The organism is Acidovorax sp. (genome assembly GCF_046314175.1).
Classification (GTDB): Bacteria; Pseudomonadota; Gammaproteobacteria; order Burkholderiales; family Burkholderiaceae_C; genus Acidovorax.
Window position 1 is genome coordinate 13,180 of sequence record NZ_JBKBXG010000025.1, and the last position, 18,925, is coordinate 32,104.

General features: G+C 64.6%; 16 protein-coding genes. 9 read left to right on the plus strand and 7 right to left on the minus strand.

Annotated elements, in window-relative coordinates:
• Positions 1-49: 49 nt before the first annotated feature.
• The gene (locus ACK4OE_RS09290; protein WP_409884513.1) at positions 50-1,654 is read right to left on the minus strand and encodes a DNA-3-methyladenine glycosylase 2 family protein; all 1,605 of its coding nucleotides are present in this window, start codon (positions 1,652-1,654) and stop codon (positions 50-52) included.
• Positions 1,655-1,838: 184 nt separating this feature from the next.
• Between ACK4OE_RS09290 and ACK4OE_RS09295 the strand changes: the two genes are divergently transcribed.
• From ACK4OE_RS09295 to ACK4OE_RS09305, 3 genes are all read left to right on the plus strand, one after another.
• Complete coding sequence (locus ACK4OE_RS09295) at positions 1,839-3,227, plus strand: phosphomannomutase/phosphoglucomutase (RefSeq protein ID WP_409884515.1); 1,389 nt, start codon at positions 1,839-1,841, stop codon at positions 3,225-3,227.
• Between the two features lie 116 nt (positions 3,228-3,343).
• Positions 3,344-4,132, plus strand: a complete 789-nt coding sequence (locus tag ACK4OE_RS09300) for a carbon-nitrogen hydrolase family protein (protein WP_409884516.1) — start codon at positions 3,344-3,346, stop codon at positions 4,130-4,132.
• Positions 4,129-5,496, plus strand: a complete 1,368-nt coding sequence (locus tag ACK4OE_RS09305; RefSeq protein WP_409884517.1) for a 3-deoxy-D-manno-octulosonic acid transferase — start codon at positions 4,129-4,131, stop codon at positions 5,494-5,496. Before ACK4OE_RS09300 ends, ACK4OE_RS09305 begins: the two co-directional genes overlap by 4 nt.
• 52 nt (positions 5,497-5,548) lie before the next feature.
• On the opposite strand, the gene ACK4OE_RS09310 is transcribed toward ACK4OE_RS09305, so the two are convergent.
• The 6 genes from ACK4OE_RS09310 to ACK4OE_RS09335 all read right to left on the minus strand — a co-directional run bounded on the left by ACK4OE_RS09310 (position 5,549) and on the right by ACK4OE_RS09335 (position 13,185).
• Complete coding sequence (locus tag ACK4OE_RS09310; RefSeq protein ID WP_409884519.1) at positions 5,549-6,886, minus strand: TolC family outer membrane protein; 1,338 nt, start codon at positions 6,884-6,886, stop codon at positions 5,549-5,551.
• A gap of 87 nt (positions 6,887-6,973) precedes the next feature.
• Positions 6,974-7,315 carry a rhodanese-like domain-containing protein gene (locus ACK4OE_RS09315; protein ID WP_409884520.1) on the minus strand — a complete coding sequence of 114 codons (342 nt, stop codon included), beginning with the start codon at positions 7,313-7,315 and terminating at the stop codon, positions 6,974-6,976.
• Between the two features lie 37 nt (positions 7,316-7,352).
• Positions 7,353-8,066, minus strand: coding sequence for a protein-L-isoaspartate O-methyltransferase family protein (locus tag ACK4OE_RS09320; protein WP_409884522.1), 714 nt, complete (start codon positions 8,064-8,066; stop codon positions 7,353-7,355).
• A 41-nt stretch (positions 8,067-8,107) separates the two neighbouring features.
• A complete protein-coding gene (locus tag ACK4OE_RS09325) occupies positions 8,108-11,299 on the minus strand; it encodes an efflux RND transporter permease subunit (RefSeq protein WP_409884524.1) in 3,192 nt (1,063 codons plus the stop codon).
• A 15-nt stretch (positions 11,300-11,314) separates the two neighbouring features.
• Positions 11,315-12,481 carry an efflux RND transporter periplasmic adaptor subunit gene (locus tag ACK4OE_RS09330; RefSeq protein WP_409884525.1) on the minus strand — a complete coding sequence of 389 codons (1,167 nt, stop codon included), beginning with the start codon at positions 12,479-12,481 and terminating at the stop codon, positions 11,315-11,317.
• Between the two features lie 2 nt (positions 12,482-12,483).
• Positions 12,484-13,185, minus strand: a complete 702-nt coding sequence (locus ACK4OE_RS09335) for a TetR family transcriptional regulator (RefSeq protein WP_409884527.1) — start codon at positions 13,183-13,185, stop codon at positions 12,484-12,486.
• 233 nt (positions 13,186-13,418) lie between these two features.
• On the opposite strand from ACK4OE_RS09335, the gene ACK4OE_RS09340 reads away from it, so the two are divergent.
• From ACK4OE_RS09340 to ACK4OE_RS09365, 6 genes are all read left to right on the plus strand, one after another.
• Entirely contained in the window at positions 13,419-14,231 is an 813-nt protein-coding gene (locus tag ACK4OE_RS09340; RefSeq protein WP_409884530.1) for a GntR family transcriptional regulator, read from the plus strand.
• Between the two features lie 72 nt (positions 14,232-14,303).
• Positions 14,304-15,506: an ABC transporter substrate-binding protein gene (locus ACK4OE_RS09345; protein ID WP_409884532.1), complete on the plus strand. Its 1,203-nt coding sequence runs from the start codon at positions 14,304-14,306 to the stop codon at positions 15,504-15,506.
• Between the two features lie 95 nt (positions 15,507-15,601).
• Positions 15,602-16,474, plus strand: coding sequence for a branched-chain amino acid ABC transporter permease (locus ACK4OE_RS09350; protein ID WP_409884533.1), 873 nt, complete (start codon positions 15,602-15,604; stop codon positions 16,472-16,474).
• On the plus strand, positions 16,471-17,442 hold the full coding sequence (locus ACK4OE_RS09355) for a branched-chain amino acid ABC transporter permease (protein ID WP_409884534.1): 972 nt from the start codon (positions 16,471-16,473) through the stop codon (positions 17,440-17,442). The genes ACK4OE_RS09350 and ACK4OE_RS09355 overlap by 4 nt, the downstream gene beginning before the upstream one ends.
• Entirely contained in the window at positions 17,432-18,193 is a 762-nt protein-coding gene (locus ACK4OE_RS09360) for an ABC transporter ATP-binding protein (protein ID WP_409884536.1), read from the plus strand. Before ACK4OE_RS09355 ends, ACK4OE_RS09360 begins: the two co-directional genes overlap by 11 nt.
• Positions 18,190-18,924, plus strand: coding sequence for an ABC transporter ATP-binding protein (locus ACK4OE_RS09365; protein ID WP_409884538.1), 735 nt, complete (start codon positions 18,190-18,192; stop codon positions 18,922-18,924). The genes ACK4OE_RS09360 and ACK4OE_RS09365 overlap by 4 nt, the downstream gene beginning before the upstream one ends.
• Position 18,925 lies beyond the last annotated feature (1 nt).

Sequence of the window (18,925 nt, forward strand, 5' to 3'; positions counted from 1 at the left end):
AGCGCTGATAGCTACTGGTTTTATAGCAATGGGGCGTTTTGGTTTTGGTTCAGCGTGTCGAAGCTATGGTGTCGGAGACGATGGCCGCCGCGCTGCCGGCCGCCCACGCACGCAACACCGCATAGCTGCGCCACGGGCGCCAGGCCTGAGATGCCTCGGTAGCGACGCGGGCCGGGTTTTTTTCCCCTTGCACCGCCAGCGCCTTGTGCAGTGCCACGTCGCCCGCAGGGAAGGCGTCGGGCCAGCGCAGCACGCGCATGGCGATGTACTGCGCCGTCCAGTCGCCGATGCCGGGCAGGGCGCACAGGGCGGCGGTGGTTTGCGCCACGTCGGCCCCCGCGTGCAATGCCAGCGTGCCGCTGTCCACCGCCCGGGCCAGCGCAACGATGGCGGCCTGGCGCTGGCGCACGATGCCCAGCTGACCCAGCACATCGCCGTCGGCGGTGGCCAGTGTGGCGGGTGTGGGGAACAGGCGGCTCAGTTCGGGCCACGGGGTGGTGATGGGTTCGCCCAGCCGCTCCACCAGCCGCTGGCCCAGCGTACGCGCTGCGGCCACCGTGATCTGCTGGCCCAACACAGCGCGCACCGCCAGCTCAAACCCATCAAACGCGCCGGGCACCCGCAGGCCGTCACCATCAGGAAAGTGCGGATGCAGCACCGCATTGATGGCGGTGGGGTCTGCGTCCAGGTCCAGCAGGGCCCGCACGCGGCGGATCACAAGGGGCAGCACCGGGTACAGGCTGTCGCTCGTCTGCAGCAGCACCTGGTGGCGAGCCACGTCGAAGCGGGCGCTCAGCCAGCCGGTGGTTTCGTGGGGTTGGTCGGTGCTTGCCGTGGGGCCATGCTGCAGGCGCACCGTGCGGCGCAGGGTGGCCTCGCTGGGCAGTACCCATTCCACACCATGGAACTGCCGCCGTTCAAAAAATGCCAGCAGCGCTGCCACATCAAATGGCGGGCGCCACGCCAGGCGCACCGCACCTGCGCGGCCTGTGCCGGGGGCCGCACCATCGGTGGCGCCGCTGCGTCGCAACTGGGTCGGGTTCAGCCCATAGTGCCCAGAGAACGCCGCATTGAAGCGCCGCACGCTGGCAAACCCGCTGGCCAGCGCCACCTGGGTCACGGGCATGGCCGTGTCGGTGAGCAGCTGTTTGGCCGTCAGCAGACGCCGGGTCTGCAGGTATTGCAGGGGCGACACGCCCAACGCCGCCTCAAAAATGCGCCGCAGATGCCGGTCGCTCACGCCCAATCGCTCGGCCAGCCGAGCCACTGTGGCGCCTTCGCCCGGTGTAGATGGCGTGGGCCACAGATCGGGTGCATCCAGCAATCGCACGGCCTGCTGCACCAGAATGCCGCTCGCGTCCTGCACCGACCACACCATCGCCTGGGGCGCCAGCTCGGGGCGGCAGCGCAGGCAGGGGCGAAATCCGGCACCCTCGGCCTGTGCGGCCAGCGTGTAGAAGCGACAGTTTTCGCGCCGGGGTGCACGCACCGCACACACCGGGCGGCAGTAAATGCCGGTGGAAGTGACGGCGGTAAAGAAGTGTCCGTCAAACCGCGCATCGCGGGCCAGCACCGCCAGATAGCGGCTGTCGTCTGCTGCTGCGTAATCTGCAGCAGCGGCGGCGGTGAAGGAGGGTGGTGGGGCCAAGGACATGGGCTGGATCATAGGAGGCTGGCTCGCCATGACTGGCCGTTTTCGGACATGTGGCTCGCGCCGTTGTTAGGACGCGGGTTGCACTGCGCGGCATTGGCTGACGGCATCGGCTGACAGGTGCGCCCAAGGGTGCCGCCTACAATTCGCGAACTTTTCACCCCCCCACCAAGAAAGGCCCCTCCGCGTGCAACCTACCCCCGCCATTTTCAAAGCCTATGACATCCGCGGCATCGTGCCGTCGACCCTGAACGAAGAAGTGGCGGTGGGCCTGGGCCGTGCGTTTGGCACGGCGGCACGCGCCGAAGGCCAAACCACCGTGGCAGTGGGGCGGGACGGGCGCCTGTCCGGCCCGGCGATGTCGGCAGCGTTGATCCAGGGACTGGTGGAGGCGGGCATCGAAGTGATCGACGTGGGCCTGGTGACCACGCCGCTTTTGTATTTTGCGGCCAGCACGCTGTGTACCAGCGGCATCCAGGTCACTGGCAGCCACAACCCCAAGGACTACAACGGCTTCAAGATGGTACAGAATGGCCGCGCCATCTATGGCGAAGAGATTCAGGCGTTGCGCCGCACCATGGAGCAAGAGACCTGGCAGTTGCTGCCCGGCGGCTCGGTACGCCACCAGGACGTGCTGCCCGCGTACCGCGAGCGCATCGTCGGCGACGTGAAGCTGGCCCGCCCGATCAAGATCGTGGTGGACTGCGGTAACGGCATTGCGGGGGCCTCGGCGCCAGACATCTTCCGTGCGCTGGGTTGCGAGGTGATCGAGCTGTTTTCGGAGGTGGATGGCAACTTCCCCAACCACCATCCCGACCCGAGCAAGCCTGAGAACCTGCGCGATTTGATCGAGGCCTTGAAGGCCAGCGATGCCGAGCTGGGCCTGGCTTTCGACGGCGACGGCGACCGCCTGGGCATCGTCACCAAGGACGGCACCAATATCTTCCCTGACCGCCAGATGATGCTGTTTGCGCAGGACGTGCTCTCGCGCGTGCCCGGCGGCGAGATCATCTTTGACGTGAAATGCACCCAGCGCCTGGCGCCCGCCATTGCGGCTGCGGGCGGCGTGCCGGTGATGTACAAGACCGGCCATTCGCTCATCAAGGCCCGCATGAAGGAGACCAACTCCCCGCTGGGCGGTGAGATGAGCGGCCACATCTTCTTCAAGGAGCGCTGGTACGGCTTTGACGACGGCACCTACGCGGGCTGCCGCCTGCTGGAGATCGTGAGCAAAAGCGCCGACCCCAGCGCGGTGCTCAACGCCTTGCCCACCAGCCATTCCACTCCCGAACTGAACGTGGCCTGCGCCGAGGGCGAACCCCACCGCCTCACCGCCGAACTGCAGGCCTTGGCAGCCGAAACCTTTGCCGCGCCCGCGCAGATCAACACCATCGACGGCCTGCGCGTGGACTGGCCCGACGGTTTCGGCCTGATCCGCGCCAGCAACACCACCCCGGTGCTGGTGCTGCGCTTTGAAGGCCACACGACCGAAGCCCTGGCGCGCATCGAAGCCGCCATGCTGGCCCTGCTGCACCGCGTCAAGCCCAACGCGCAGGTGGGTGCGGCCAGCCACTGAGACACAATTGCGAGCTGGACGGCCCGGGGCGCCCGGGCCAACGCCACTGCTCCTGCCTTTGCGGCGTTGGAACAGCTGGCGCTGCCTGAAACTCCCGTTGAATCCTGGGTCTCCGTGTGAACACCACTTCTTCTCGTCCGCAGCTGTGCGTTGCTGCGGCACAAGCCATCTCGGTAGCCAACGATGTTGCCCGCAATGTGCAGACCCACCTGGCGTTTGCCCGGGAGGCCGCGCAGCAGGGTGTGCAGCTGCTGGTGTTCCCGGAACTGTCGCTGACAGGGTATGAGTTGCCGCACCTCGCGGCCCAGGTGCTTGATGAGGATGGCGCGGCACTGGCCCCCTTGCGGCAGGCTGCGCGCAACCATGCCATGATGCTCATCGTGGGCGCCCCGGCCGCAGCCGCACGTGCTGGCGACCTGCCTTCCATCGGGGCCTGGGTGCTGCGTGCGGACGGCACGGCAACGCTGTACCGCAAGCGGCACCTGCATGGCAGCGAAACACAATTTGCCAGCGCAGGCGAGGACGACGCCCTGGTGCTGTCCCTGGCAGGCATCCCCACGGGACTGGCCATTTGCGCCGACGCCAGGCACCCGGAGCATGCCGATGCCGCTGCACGCGCGGGCGCCGGGCTGTATGCCAGCGGCGCCCTGGTCTCTGAAAACGGCTACGGCCCGGAATCAGCCCAGCTCCAGACCTACGCCCGCGTGCATGCGATGGCGGTTCTGCTAGCCAACCACGGCGGGCCCTCGGGCGCCTACATCAGCGCGGGCCGCAGTGCCTTCTGGGCGCCAGGTGGCGACGAAGTGGCGGCAGCGCCCGGCCCAGGCCAATGCCTGGTGGTGGCCACACGCAAAAGCAATGACGGATGGTCGGGCCGCGTGGTGCCGCTGGACCTGGCCGCATGAACCCCGCTCGCGCCCTGTATTCGCTGGTCACCTGGTGCGCACAGCCTTTGCTGCGCCGCAAGCTGCGCCGCCGCGCCGTGGCCGAGCCCGGTTACGGCTACGGTGTGGGCGAACGGTTTGGCCGCTACCCGGCGCCCATCGACAGCCTGATGCCGCACAGCAGCACCGACCCGCTGGGCCGGTTTGTGTGGATCCACGCCGTGTCCTTGGGCGAGACCCGCGCCGCTGCGATCTTGCTGGCCGAGCTGCGCGAGCAGTTGCCTGGCATGCGCCTGCTGCTGACGCACGGCACCGCCACAGGCCGTGCCGAAGGCGAAAAGCTGCTGCAGGCGGGCGACGTGCAGGTGTGGCAGCCCTGGGATACGCCGGGCGCGGTGTCGCGGTTCTTGCGCAAGTTCCGGCCTGCGATCGGCATCCTGATGGAGACCGAGGTGTGGCCCAATCTGGTGGCGGGCTGCCGCCAGCGCGGCATTCCGCTGGTGCTGGCCAATGCGCGGTTCAATGAAAAGTCGCTGCGCAACGCCCAACGCCTGGCGGCACTGGCACGGCCGGCCTACGGCGGCCTCGTGGCTGTGTGGGCGCAGACCGAGGAAGACGCCACGCGCCTGCGTGCCATTGGTGCCCCGGTGCGTGGTGTGTTCGGCAACCTGAAGTTCGACGTGGTGCCCGATGCGCGGCAGGTGGCCCAAGGCCGCGCCTGGCGCGCGCAGGTCCAGCGCCCGGTGGTCATGCTGGCCAGCAGCCGCGAAGGCGAAGAAGCGATGTGGCTGGAAAATTTCAAGCAAAAACAGGCTCTAGCGCTTGATGGTAAAGCGCTAGCAGCTATCAATAGTGAAGCAAATGCCCTGGCGCTGACTGCCGTGCAATGGCTCATCGTGCCGCGCCACCCCCAGCGGTTTGACGAGGTGCACCAGCTGCTGCAGCGGGCGGGCCTCACCGTGTCGCGCCGCAGCACCTGGGCAGGGCAGCCGAACGCAGCCGATGTGTGGCTGGGCGACTCGCTGGGCGAAATGGCGCTGTACTACGGCCTGGCCGATGTGGCGTTGCTGGGCGGCAGCTTTGCGCCACTGGGCGGGCAAAACCTGATCGAGGCCGCTGCCTGCGGCTGCCCTGTGGTGCTGGGCCCGCACACCTTCAACTTTGCCGAGGCGGCCGAACTGGCCTGCGCAGCCGGTGCGGCGCAGCGTGTGCCGGACATTGGCGCTGGAATGGAACGGGCGGTACAGCTGGCGCAACATGCCGACCAGCAGCAAGCGGCCAGTGAACGCGCCATGCAGTTTGCCCAGGCGCACCGGGGTGCGGCGCAGGCGACGGTGAAGGCCGTGCTGGAGATCGTGCAGCCCGGCTTGTCAGTCGCCCAATAGCCGGACGAATCTCATGCGCCGGGCCGGTTGACCCGGGCGCCTTGTTCACCGGTCACGGCTTGGTCAGCAGCGCGTTAATCGCGTCGATGTCCTGCTGGCTCAGCGTGCCCGCAGCCTGGCGCAGTTTGAGCGTGCCCAGCAGCACGTTGTAGCGGGCCTGGGCCAGGTCGCGCTTGGTCTGGAATAGCTGGCTTTGTGCATTGAGCACGTCGATATTGATGCGCACCCCCACTTGGTAGCCGAGCTTGTTGGCATCGAGTGCGCTCTGGCTGGAGGCCTCGGCGGCCTCCAGCGCTTTCACTTGACCTTCGCCAGACTGCACACCAAAGAAGGCGGCGCGGGTGGCCTGTGCCACATTGCGGCGGGTGGTTTCGAGGTCGGCCGCGGCCTTTTCTTCGAGCGCCAGGGTTTCCTTGATGCGGTTTTGCACCGCGAAGCCTGCAAACAGCGGCAGGTTCAGCGCCACGCCCACGCTGGCGCTGTTGGTGCGGCTGTTCACGCGGGGTGATGTGATCGTGCCGTTGGGGTTGCGCGTGATGTTGTAGCCCGCTTGCAGATCCACCGTAGGCAAGTGGCCGGTTTCGGCTTTTTGGGTTTCCAGCCGTGCAATGTCCAGCGCAATGGCGGCCTGGCGCACGCCGGGCTGCTGGTCGCGGGCCGTGTCCACCCAGGTGTTCACGTTGTCGGGCGCCACGCTGGGCAGTTGCACGGGCAGCGCCAGCGGCTGGGGGGTGCTGCCCGTGATGCCGACCAGCTGGTCCAGCGCGAGGCGCTTTACGCGCAGATCGTTCTCGGCGGCGATCTCTTGCGCAATCACCAGGTCGTAGCGCGCCTGCGCTTCGCGCGAGTCGGTCACGGTAGTGGTGCCCACCTCGAAGTTGCGTTTGGCAGAGGCCAGTTGCTCGGACACGGCGGCCTTCTGGGCCCGCACAAAGGCCAGCGTGTCCTGCGCGGCCAGCACATCAAAGTAGGACTGGCTGACCCGCACCAGCAGGTCTTGGGTAGCGGCGTCCAGCTGCGCCTGCGCAACATCCACACCGCGCTGACCTTGTTGCAGGTTGATGCGGTTGGCTGGGCGGTACAGCGGTTGCGAGGCGTTGACGCCCAGCGTTTGCGTGGTGCCTGTGTTCTCGATGGGCGGGCGGCTCACATCCACATTGGCGCGGTTGATGCCGGACGAGAGAGCCGCGCTGGGCAGCAGGCCGGCGCGGGCCTGGTCGGCGCGGCGGGCGGCCGCTTCCAGCTGGGCCCGGGCCGATTGCCACGCGGTGTCGTAGGTGCGGGCTGATTCCACCAGTTCCGCCAAGCTCTGGGCCTGCGCAGGCGCACACAGTGCTGCGCCCAGTGCCAGGGTCAGGAGAGACAGGGAAAGCGGCCGGTGCGGTGTCATGGGGTTCCTTCGGATGAGTCTGCGGTTCGAATGGGGAGGGCGGCGAACAAGGGCATGGGGCGTTGCGGGCTGGCAGGAGCGCTCGCGTCAGTAGCGCGGAACAGCGGGGTCGTTCTCGTGCGACCACGCGTCAATGCCGCCTGTGATGTTGGCAAGATGCTCATACCCGTTGTGCTGCAGGAATACGGCCACGCGCAGGCTGCGTGCGCCGTGGTGGCACAGGCAGGCAATGGGGCGGGCAGGGTTCAACTCGTCCAGGCGCGTGGGCAACTCGCCCATGGGGATGGCCACCAGTTCAAAGCCGTCCGCGCGCACGCTGGCGGTCTGCAGCTCCCAGGGTTCACGCACGTCCAGCACCAGGGGGTGGCTGCCTTCGGGTGCGGCGGCAAACCATGCTGACAGCTGGGCGGGGCGGACGTGATCGATCATGCAGAACTCCGAAGGGTGGGACTCAAAAAGGCCGAGATCAGAAGGTGAAACCAGATGGCTCTGGGAAGTTGGAGAGGCGCGGCGCGATGGTGTCCCAGGGCGACGTGGTCTCAAAGCGGTCTCCGGTGCGGCGGGTCAGCGTGAACCGCATCACGGGGTCGTTGCCCACGATGGCGCCCAGTCGGCCGCCGTCCTTGAGCAGCGAGAGCAGGGCGGTGGGCACTTCGGCCACCGAGCCGCTGAGTACGATCACGTCGAACGGGCCGTCGGGAATGGCGTCACGGGCGCCGTCGCCCAGGCGCACATCGGCGTTATTGACGCCCGCGTCGCGCAGGTTCTCACGGGCCATTTCGGCCAGTTCGGGGTTGATTTCGAGCGACACCACGCGTTCTGCGCGGTAGGCCAGCAGGGCGGCCATGTAGCCAGAGCCTGCACCAATTTCGAGCACGCGGTCGGTCGTTTTGATTTGCAGGTCTTGCAGGATGCGCGCTTCCACACGGGGTTGCAGCATGCTCAGGCCCAGGCGCACGGCCTCTTCAGCGTCGTCGCCCAGCAGGGGCACTTCAATGTCCATAAAGGCCAGGCTGCGGTAGGCCGGGGGCACAAAGTCTTCGCGGCGGACCACGGCCAGCAGATCCAGCACGTCGGCGTCGAGCACGTTCCAGGGGCGAATCTGCTGCTCGATCATGTTGTAGCGAGCCTGGGCGATGGGGTCGCTGATGTTGGCGGACGTGTTCAGAGGCATGTTCATGGAATTTCTCCGTGGGGCAGATGCAAGGCCGATCGGGACGATCAGGACAAACCTTCGATTTTAGGCGCTGCCGGGGCGCGTCCCATCTTGCGAAGGGCCCATTGCGCCAGGTCGTCCATGTAGCAATACACCACCGGCACCACCACCAGCGTCAGCAGCGATGAAGTGATCACCCCTCCGATCACGGCCTGACCCATGGGCGCGCGCTGCTCCGAGCCTTCGGACAACGCGAACGCCAGTGGCACCATGCCAAAAATCATGGCCAGCGTCGTCATCAGTATGGGGCGCAGGCGCACCCGCGCGGCCAGCAGCAGGGCGTCTGCACGGGGCAAGCCGGGCACGGTCTGGCCCTGGTCGTTCAAATGCTCCTCGCGGGCTCGGATGGCAAAGTCCACCAGCAAGATGGCGTTTTTGGTGACCAGTCCCATCAGCATCACCACGCCGATGATCGAGAACATCGACAGCGTGGAGCGGAACATCAGCAGCGCCAGCACCACGCCAATGAGCGTGAGTGGCAGCGAGGTCATCAGCGCCAGCGGCTGCAAAAAGCTCTTGAACTGGCTCGCCAGGATCATGTAGATGAAGATGATGGCCATCACCAGCGCCGAGATGGCGTAGCCAAACGATTCGGCCATGTTTTTGGTGGAACCACCAAACTGGTAGCGATAGCCCGGCGGAAAGGTCACGCTGTCCAGCGCCTTCTTGATGTCTGCCGACACCTCACCCGCCGACCGTTGCGCCACGTTAGCGTTCACAGCCACTTCGCGGGTCAGGTCGCGGCGGTTGATCTGGTTGGCGCCGGTGGATTCCGTCACGCTCGCGACCTGGTTCAGGCGCACGATGCGCGTGGTGCCGTCGGGGGCGGTCAGCGCAAACGGCAGCCGCTCCAGGTCCGCCGCAGCGGTGCGGGCCTCAGGTGCCAGGCGCACATTCACGTCGTAGGTCTGGTCGTCCGGCGCGCGCCAGTTGCCCACCGTGGTGCCCGCCACCAAGGTACGCAGCGACGCGGCCATGGGCGCCACAGACAGACCCAGGTCTGACGCTGCATCGCGTTTGATCTCCAGAGCGACCACGGGCTTGTCGGGCTTGGCGCTGGTGTCCAGGTCCACCAGGCCCTGGATGTCGCGAATCTTTTCGGTGACGATCTTCGTCAGACGCTCCAGCTCCTGCAGGTCGGGGCCTTGCAGCGAAAACTCCACCTGCTTTTGCCCGCCCACGGCGTCCAGCAGGCCCACGTGGGTGATTGTGATGCCGGGCACGGTCTTCAGACGCTCGCGCAGCACGTCTGACATCTGGTCCACGCTGCGGCTGCGGTCCTTGCGGTCCACCAGCCGCACATAAATGTTTGCGTAGATCTTGCCCTGCGCGCTGCCGGTGTTGATGGTGGACAGCGTGTAGCGCACCTCGGGCATCTCGCGCAGGATGCCTTCGACCTGCTTGGCCTTGGCCTCGGTGGCTTCCAGCGACGAGCCGACCGGTGTGTAGAAATTGAGCGAGGTTTCAGAGAAGTCGGCCTTGGGCACAAACTCGGTGCCCAAGAGCGGCACCATGAAAACGCTCAGCACAAAAATGGCCAGCGCAATCGCCATGGTGGTCAGCTTGTGCACCAGCGACCAGCGCAAGATGCTCTGATAGCCCTCTGCCAAAGCATCGGTGGCGCGGTCAAACCAGCCCGTGACGCGGCCGATGGTCTTGTCGTAGAAGGTGACAGGCTCTGTCTTTTGTCCGTGGCTGTGGATGCTGGGGTCGTGCCAGATGCTCGACAGCATGGGATCGAGCGTGAAGCTCACAAACATCGAGATCATCACTGCAGCGACGATGGTGATGCCGAACTCATGAAAGAACTTGCCGATGATGCCGCCCATGAAACCGATGGGCATGAACACCGCCACGATGGACAGGGTGGTGGCCAGCACCGCCAGGCCGATCTCCTGCGTGCCATCCATGGCTGCGTTGTAGGCGGATTTGCCCATCTGCACATGGCGCACGATGTTTTCACGCACCACAATGGCGTCGTCGATCAGCAGGCCCACGCACAGGCTCAGCGCCATCAGCGTGATCATGTTGATGGTGAATCCGAACATGTTCATGAACAGGAACGTGCCGATCAGTGCAATCGGCAGGGTCAGCCCGGTGATCACCGTGGAGCGCCAGGAGTTCAGGAACAGGAACACGATGAGCACCGTGAGGATGGCTCCCTCAATCAGCGTCTGGCGCACGTTGTCCACCGCCACGCGGATGGGGCGGGCGCTGTCGCCGATGGTCTCCAGCCGCACGCCGGGGGGCAGCTGGTTCTTCAACTCCACCACGGCGGCGTTCAGGCCGTCCACCACCTCGATGGTGTTTTCGCCCTGTGACTTTTGCACCGACAGCAGCAGGGTGCGCTGGCCGTTGTACAGGGCCAGGCTTTCGACCTCTTGCGCGCCGTCGTTCACGCGGGCAACCTGGTCCAGCCGGACCGGCGCGCCGTTCTTGCGCGCCACGATGATGCGGCCGAAGTCTTCGGGCCGCTCCATGCGGGCGTCGATCTGCACCACGCGCTCCTGTGCCAGCGACCGGATGGAGCCAACCGGCAGGTCCTGGTTCTCGTTACGCACAGCCTGCGCCACTTGGTCGGGCGTTACGCCAAACGCTTCGAGTGCCTGCGGGTTCAGGTAGATGTTGATCTCGCGCTTGGTGGCACCCACCAGGTTCACCGCGCCCACGCCGCGGACGTTCTCCAGGCGCTTTTTCAGGATCTGTTCGGCCCAGGTGGTGAGCTCAACCGCGCTGCGCGGCGTGACACCAGCTTGCTCTTCGGGCAACACCGCCAGAGACCACACGGCGCGGCTGGCCGGATCAAAGCGCAACACGCGCGGTTCCTTGACCTCCGTGCGCAGCAGGGGGCGCACGGTGGCCACTTTTTCGCGCACATCCTCGGCCGCCTTTCGACCGTCGATGTGCAACTGGAACTCGATGATGACAACGGCCGTGCCCTCGTAGCTGCGCGAGGTGAGGGCGTTGATGCCCGCAATCGAGTTGACGCCTTCTTCGATCTTCTTGGTGACTTCGCTCTCGACGATTTCAGGCGACGCACCGGGGTAGTCCACGGTGACTACGACCACGGGGAAATCAATGTTCGGAAACTGGTCAACCTTCAGGCGCTGGTACGAGAACAACCCCAGCACAACGATGGCGAGCATCACCATCGTGGCGAACACGGGGTTTTTGAGGCTGACTTTGGTGAACCACATGGCGGGTCAGTGCAGTCAGGGCGCGGTGCGCGACGCTGCGGACAACGGGGCAGCCGCTGCAGTCGACACCGCTGTGCCCTCTCGCAGCTGGCCAATGCGCCCTGCGATTACGGGCGTACCCGCGGGCACACCTTCTACCGCCACCAGCGTTTGCCCGTTCACCACTGCACGGGTGCCTGTCTTGACCGGCATGTAGACAACCCGGCCCTCCTTGAGCGTCGGCAGATAGGGTGCAGGCTTGTCGGTGCGCACGGCGTCCAGCGGCACGGTGAGCACGTCCGCGCGTCCAGTGTCCAGCCTGCCCTGCACAAAAAGCCCTTGCCGCAGCGGTGCATCCAACTTGCTTTGGTCAAAGCGCAGGTAAACCGGTACGGTGCGGCTGCCTGCCTGAGCGCTGGGGTTGATGCGCACCACGGTGGCAGAAACAGGGGAAGTCAGGCCTTCAATGGCGAGCAGCGCCTTCTGGCCCACGCGCACGGTGACAGAGTCCGCAGGGCTGAGCAGCGCCTCCAGCTCCAGGCTCGACAGATCCACCACTTCGATGATGCGTGTGTCTATGGCCACGCGCTCGCCAGGCTGCGCCAGCCGCTGAGAGACGAGCCCACTGATGGGGCTGCGAAGCACGGTGTCGTCCAACCCCTTGCGCGCTACATCGGCCGCTGCGACCGCAGCCTGGTAGGTGGACTTGGCAGCATCCAGGCTCGCCTGGGAGGTGACGAGCGCTGTGGCTGAAATAAAACCCTGGTCTACCAGAGCGCGGTTGTTGGCGTACTGGCGCTGGTTGATGTCCACCTGCGATCTGGCCGCATCGGCCTGCTGCTGCGCTTGGCGCAGGCGCGCGTTCGCTTCGGTAGAGTCAATGCGTGCAACCTCCTGGCCGGCCTTGATGCTGTCGCCTTCGCGCACTGTCAGCCCCTGCAGTTCGCCCCCTGTGCGTGCCTTGACCATGGCAGAGTTCACCGCGCGTAGCGATCCCGATACAGGCACTCCAAGCGAAAGGCTTTGCTGCTGCACGGCCAGGACCTCATTGGCCGACAGCTGCAGCGGCGCCTCTGCCCGTAGCGTAGCGGTGTCGTTCAATGCCTTTTGCTGCGCTTGGCGCGCTGCCATGGCGCGCCAGCCACCCGCACCCACCAGCACGACAACGATGGCCGCAGCCATCCAGGGAATCCAGCGTTTCATGGTCAGGCCAAGGGAGGAGGGGAGGTAGGGGTTGCATCGGGCCTTACACACAGGCCGTGCAGGATGTTATCGATCTGGGTGTCGATGTAGACCTCGGGTGCGAGGTTCTGTGCGTCAGGCACACACGTACCCATGGAGTGCTTCCACATCATGAGGAAGATCATTGGAGCGAGCACCAGATACACCGCATAGTCCAGATTGACCGCGCGAAACTCTCCGCGCGCAACGCCCCGCTCCAGAATGCGCCGAACCAGCGACTGACCAGGGAGAATGACTTCCTGCTGATAGAACTGGGCAATTTCCGGGAAGTTCTGGGCTTCACTCAGCATCAACTTGGTAATGCCGGACGCCTTGGTGCAACCAATGCGCTCCCACCAGACCTTGTAGCAATAGCGAAGCACATCGCTGGTGGTGCCGACAAAGGTTTCCAGCTCGGCGTTCCACTCGGCAAACCGGCCTGCAATGTTTTCGCGCACCACGGCCTTGAAAAGCTCTTCCTTGCTGGGGAAGTACAAAAACAAGGTGCCCTTCGATACCCCTGCGCGTGCTGCCACCTCGTCCACACGCGTCGCAGCAAAGCCTTTTTCGACGAAAAGGTCGAGCGCGGCCTCCAGCAGTTCACCTGGGCGGGCCTCTTTGCGGCGTTCGCGCTTGGTTGCTGTTGCGGTTTGTGAAGGAGTAGAGGTGGGGGACAACGGCGGCATCGTTAATGACTGACTGGTTAGTAATGTAGTCAATGCCTGTGGCAGCGTCAATCAAACGATGGCGACTCCTTTAAATAATCGCGCGGCTTTACACAGCAAGCACCCTGTACGGGGATCAGCTGGCACGTTGGTTGCAAGGAGAACGACAACCGGCACCACCCGCCAAATGTCTGCAAAAAGAGAAAATCTGCCGTGAAATGTCTTATTGACAGGACATTAGAACTATTCCTAATATGACCTCCATGCCCGCGAACAATCTGCCGTTGCCCAAGTACCACCAGATTTATCTGGTGCTGCGTGAACAGTTGCAGGAAGGTCGGTTCGCAGAAGGCTTGCCGGGCGAATTGGCCCTGATGCAGCAGTTCTCGGTGGCCCGCGTCACAGTGCGCCGCGCCCTGGAGCTGTTGCAGGGCGAAGGCATGATCTCCCGCGAACCCGGCCGTGGCACGCGCCCTCTGGCGCCAGCTGCGGCCCCTTCCAGCGGTACGGACGGTGATGGGCAAAACAGCCGCGCGCACCTTACTGGCCTGCTGGAGAACCTGGTCAGCATGGGCCTGCGCACATCGGTCAAGGTGGTGGACGTTGACACCGTCACAGCGTCCCGCGCAGTGGCAGGCGCCTTGCAGATTGCGGTGGGTGACGCGGTGCAAAAAGCAGTGCGGGTGCGGAGCACCAAAGAAGGCCCGCTGTCGCATATCACCACCTATGTCCCCGCCGACATTGCCCGCCAGTTCGGGCGACGCGAACTCTCGCGCAAGCCCATCCTGGTGCTCTTGGAAGAGTCCGGCGTCAAGGTCGGCCGTGCGCACCAGACCATCTCGGCCAAGCTGGCCGACGCAGTGGTGGCACGCCATCTGGACGTATCGGTGGGTTCAGCCCTGCTGGCCGTGCGCCGCCTGATTTATGACGACCAGGAGCGTCCGGTGCAGTGGCTGCACGGCCTATACCGTCCCGACCGCTACGAATACGAAATGCAGCTGTCCCGTGTGGGCAGCATTGACGCCAAGGTCTGGGTCAGCAAAGAGCTGTCCGCCCAGTTTCATTGAATCGGCTTGATTTTCCCCTCGCGCTTCGCCTCCAATCCACCCCACCCACCGCACCTTTTCAGGAGAATGCCCATGAGTACTCGCCGCCATTTCATGTCCCAGTCGGCCGCCGCAGCGTCCGCCATGGCTTTCCCATTGGTTGGTGGAGCGCAGGCCAAATCTGTCAAAGTGGGTGTCTTGCACCCGGTGACCGGTGCATTGGCCTATTCGGGCCAGCAGTGCCGTGAAGGCGCGATGATGGCGATTGAAGACATCAACAAGGCTGGTGGCATCAAGTCGCTGGGCGGTGCCAAGCTGGAAGCGCTGCTGGGCGATGCGCAGTCGCAGCCCCAGGCAGGCGCTGCTGAAATCGAGAAGATGAACGAAGTAGGCGTGTCCGCAGTGGTTGGCGCCTTCGCCTCGGCCATCTGCCTGGCCACAACCCAGGCTGCGGCCAAATACAACTTGCCGCACATCGTGGATGTGGGTGTGGCCGACCAGATCGTGGAGCGCGGCCTCAAAAACACTTTCCGCTTCGGCCCTGGCTACAAAAAGTGCGCCGAAACCGCAGTGGCCAACCTGCATGTACTAAATACGTCGGCCGGCAAGCCTGCCAAGACGGTGATGATCATTCATGAAGAGTCGCTGTTCGGCTCGGGCACGGCCGCGTTGTTGGCGCGCGAGCTTCCCGGCTACGGCTACGAAGTCAAGGAGATCGTCAAACACGCCAACCCCACGCGTGACTTCAATAACATCGTGCTGCGCATGAAGGCGATCAATCCAGACATCGTCATCCCTGCCAACTACTACAACGAATATGCGCTGCTGGTGCGCACCATGCAACAGCAAAAAGTAACGCCCAAGGCCATCTACTCGGTGTTGGGCGGAGCCGCGTCGAGCTACAAGTTCGTGAAGGAGTTCCCGGACGCAGCCAACGGGATCATCGACTGCAATCACTGGTTCAACCCCAAGGACAAGCGGGCTCAGGATATCAAGAAGCGCGTGGAGGCCAAGGGCCTGTTCTTCAGCTACGAGCTGTTCATGACCTACACGTCCATGTGGCTGCTGGCCGATGCGCTAGAGCGTGCCAAGTCAGTGGACCGCGCCGCCATCGTCGACGCGCTAGAAAAGAGCACCTTTGCCGATCACATCATGCCGTACGGCCCGACCAAATTCGTTAACGGCCAGAATCAGGGCGCCCAGCCGCTCATGACCCAGGTGCTCAACAAGGACATCAAGGTCATCATCCCGCGTGACTACCGCGAAGCGGACCCGCTCTTCCCGCTGAAGGCCTGACCTCCACCACTTTTCGGCCCTGAATGCAGGGGCTGCGGGGCGCTCCCACGCGGAGCGCCGGGCTGCGCCTTTGCCTGAAAGCCGGACTCATACCCATGTTTGAGCTCAGCATCCTCTTTCCCTCCATCCTGAACGGCCTGACGACGGGCGCGGTCTATGCATTGATCGCGCTTGGCCTCACGCTGATCTATGGCGTGCTGCACATCATCAACTTTGCCCATGGCGCATCGCTGATGCTGGCGCTGTACGCCGTGTACTTGCTCAAGCAGAACTTCGGGATCGACCCGTACCTTGCGCTGCCCATCCTGGTGCCGGGCATGTTTGCCCTGGGCTATGGACTGCAGCGGGTAGTCATCAACCGTGCCAGCCACGGCAAGGACGAGAACATCCTGCTCGTCACGCTGGGTATCTCTATCGTCATGGAGAACCTGGCACTGCTGTTCTTCAAGTCCGACACCCGCACCATCGAGACCGCGTACACGCTGACCACCGTGGCGGTGGGTCCCGCAATGATTGCCTTGCCAAAGCTGGTGGCCTTTGCCGGGGCGCTGGTGGTGTCGGGCGTGTTGCTGTGGATTGTCGGCAAGACGGACCTGGGCCGCGCCATCCGCGCTGTAGCGCGTGAAAAACACGGCGCCAAACTCATGGGCATCAACGTGGACCACGTCTACGCCATGAGCTTTGGCATTGGCCTGGCCTGCCTGGGGGCAGCCGCGTGTTTTCTGCTGCCGGCTTACTACGTGAACCCGCAGGTGGGCAGCGGCTTTGTGCTGGTGGCCTTCACCATCGTGGTGCTGGGCGGCATGGGCAGCTTCACTGGCGCATTGGTGGGGGGCCTGCTGATCGGTGTTGTGGAGTCGCTGGGCGGTCTTTATCTGGGCGAATCGCTGGGGCAGATCGGCATTTTTGCGATCTTCATTGCGGTACTGCTGTTTCGCCCGCAGGGCCTTTTTGGAGCCAAGCCGTGAAGCAACTCTGGACCATTGGATTGTTTGCGGCCGTCGTGGCTGCTGTCACCGGCATTTCGGAATCGGGCGTGCTGCTCAACTTCGTGATGATGGCGCTTTACGCGGCCTTGCTGGCCCAGGCCTGGAACATTCTGGGCGGGTTTGGTGGACAGTTTTCGTTTGGCCATGCCTTGTTCTTTGGCACGGGTGCCTACATCCAGGCCATTGCGCAAATGCAGGGCGGTATCAACCCTTGGGTGGCCTTGCCCATGGCCGTGGCAGGCAGCGCGCTGGTGGGCCTGTTCGTGGGCGGGCTGTCGTTCCGATATGGGCTCAAGGGTTCGTACTTCGCGCTGGTCACGCTGGCGTTTGCCGAGGTGTTCCGCATCCTGGCGCTGTCCGTGCCTTTCACCGGGGCAGGCGTGGGCCTGATGCTGCCGCTCAAGGAATCACTGGGCAACATGCAGTTCGGCTCGCGCAAGGGCTATGTGTTTCTCATCTTGGCCCTGGTCACGCTGGCGCTGCTGGTGAGTTGGTGGCTCAAGAACTCGCGCTTTGGCGCCTGGCTGCAGGCCGTGCGTGACAACGAAGACGCCGCACGCGCCATTGGTGTGAACCCTTTCAACGTCAAGATGGGCGCGATTGCGCTGTCGGGCGGCTTTATGGGCGCGGCGGGTGCGTTTTATGTGCAGGTGTTCCAGTACATCGACCCTGGCATTGCGTATGGCTCGGTCACGTCGGTAGAAGCCCTTGTGGCAGCCATCGTGGGCGGCATCGGCACTGTGTGGGGCCCGGTGCTGGGTGCACTGGTGCTGCATGTGCTGGCCGACGTCACGCGCAACCTGTTTGGCCAGTTGCCTGGCATCAATATGGTGATCTACGGCGTGGTGCTGGTGCTCATCGTGATGTTTCTGCCACGTGGCATTGCAGGCATCGGGCAATCGGTAGTGGCTTTGTGGAAGCGCTCGGGAGGCCGCAATGGCAAATGATCTGTTGCAACTGAGCCATCTGAGCAAGTCCTTTGGTGGCCTGAAGGCGGTGCAGGACGTCAGCCTAACGGTGCCCGAAGGTTCGCTCACGGCCCTCATCGGCCCCAATGGTGCGGGCAAGACCACGCTGTTTGCGCTGATGTCTGGGTTTGTGCGTCCCGATACCGGCACCGTTCGGCTTGCAGGCGTTGACATTACCGGCCAGGCACCGCACGTCAACGCCAGGCTGGGTATGACGCGCACCTTCCAGATCGTGCAGCCGTTCGCTGCGCAAACCGTGCGCGAGAACATTGCTGTGGGCGCCCATCTCAAAGAACCCAGCCGCCGCGCCGCGCTGGCACTGGCAACCGATGTGGCAGCGCGCGTGGGCCTGCTGTCCCAGCTCGACAAGCCAGCGGCTGACCTGACGGTGGCAGGCCGCAAGCGCCTTGAACTGGCCCGTGCGCTGGCCACCCAGCCCCGGCTGCTGCTGCTCGACGAAGTGCTGGCAGGCCTTAACCCGCAGGAGATTGCCGAGATGATTCCCGTAGTGCGCGGCATTGCCGACGGAGGCGTGACGGTGCTGATGATCGAGCACGTCATGCAGGCCGTAATGAACCTGGCCGAGCATGTGTGGGTTTTGGCCCAGGGTCAGTTGATTGCGCAGGGCAGCCCGGCGCACGTCACGGCCGACGAGCGCGTGATAGAGGCCTACCTAGGGCACGGCACGGCCGCGCGGCTGCGCGCCGCAGCGCAGGGAGTCGCGGCATGAGTGCGACGGAATCCTTGAAGACCACGCCCCTGCTGGACATTCAGGGCCTGCGTGGCGGCTACGGCCGCGTCGAGGTGCTGCGCGGTGTGGACCTGCACGTCAATCCAGGCGAGACAGTTGCGCTGCTGGGAAGCAACGGTGCGGGAAAGTCCACGCTCAACAACGTGGTGTGTGGCATTTACAAGGCCTGGCAGGGCAGGGTGGCGTTCGACGGTGCCGACCTCAGTGGCGCGCACTACACGCATGTGGTCAAGGCCGGGTTGATCCAGGTGCCCGAGGGGCGCAAGATTTTCCCCAACCTCAGCGTGCTGGAGAACCTGGCCTTGGGCAGCTTCACCCGCGCCCGCGAGCGCCGGGCCGAGAACATCGACAAAGTGTTCGCCACCTTTCCGCGCCTGAAGGAACGCACCACACAGCTCGCCGGCACCATGAGCGGCGGCGAGCAGCAGATGCTGGCCATTGGCCGGGGCCTGATGGCCGAGCCGCGCCTGTTGATTCTGGACGAGCCATCGCTGGGCCTCTCGCCGCTGTTGGTCGAGGAGATGTTTGGCCTCATCCGCCAGTTGCGATCCACCGGTCTGGCCGTGCTGCTGGTCGAGCAAAACGTGGGGCAGTCGCTGGAGATTGCGGACCGCGCCTATGTGATGGAAAACGGCAGCATCCGCTTCTCCGGCGCGCCGGACGATCTGCTGCGCAGCGACGACCTGCGCCGCGCCTACCTGGGCCTGTAGC

What these genes read in the sequence shown, in the direction of transcription:
- ACK4OE_RS09290 (WP_409884513.1), bottom strand. Translation starts at nt 1,654, where the DNA reads ATGTCCTTGGCCCCACCACCCTCCTTCACCGCCGCCGCTGCTGCAGAT.
- ACK4OE_RS09305 (WP_409884517.1), top strand. Translation starts at nt 4,129, where the DNA reads ATGAACCCCGCTCGCGCCCTGTATTCGCTGGTCACCTGGTGCGCACAG.
- ACK4OE_RS09310 (WP_409884519.1), bottom strand. Translation starts at nt 6,886, where the DNA reads ATGACACCGCACCGGCCGCTTTCCCTGTCTCTCCTGACCCTGGCACTG.
- ACK4OE_RS09315 (WP_409884520.1), bottom strand. Translation starts at nt 7,315, where the DNA reads ATGATCGATCACGTCCGCCCCGCCCAGCTGTCAGCATGGTTTGCCGCC.
- ACK4OE_RS09320 (WP_409884522.1), bottom strand. Translation starts at nt 8,066, where the DNA reads ATGAACATGCCTCTGAACACGTCCGCCAACATCAGCGACCCCATCGCC.
- ACK4OE_RS09325 (WP_409884524.1), bottom strand. Translation starts at nt 11,299, where the DNA reads ATGTGGTTCACCAAAGTCAGCCTCAAAAACCCCGTGTTCGCCACGATG.
- ACK4OE_RS09330 (WP_409884525.1), bottom strand. Translation starts at nt 12,481, where the DNA reads ATGAAACGCTGGATTCCCTGGATGGCTGCGGCCATCGTTGTCGTGCTG.
- ACK4OE_RS09335 (WP_409884527.1), bottom strand. Translation starts at nt 13,185, where the DNA reads ATGCCGCCGTTGTCCCCCACCTCTACTCCTTCACAAACCGCAACAGCA.
- ACK4OE_RS09340 (WP_409884530.1), top strand. Translation starts at nt 13,419, where the DNA reads ATGACCTCCATGCCCGCGAACAATCTGCCGTTGCCCAAGTACCACCAG.
- ACK4OE_RS09345 (WP_409884532.1), top strand. Translation starts at nt 14,304, where the DNA reads ATGAGTACTCGCCGCCATTTCATGTCCCAGTCGGCCGCCGCAGCGTCC.
- ACK4OE_RS09350 (WP_409884533.1), top strand. Translation starts at nt 15,602, where the DNA reads ATGTTTGAGCTCAGCATCCTCTTTCCCTCCATCCTGAACGGCCTGACG.
- ACK4OE_RS09360 (WP_409884536.1), top strand. Translation starts at nt 17,432, where the DNA reads ATGGCAAATGATCTGTTGCAACTGAGCCATCTGAGCAAGTCCTTTGGT.
- ACK4OE_RS09365 (WP_409884538.1), top strand. Translation starts at nt 18,190, where the DNA reads ATGAGTGCGACGGAATCCTTGAAGACCACGCCCCTGCTGGACATTCAG.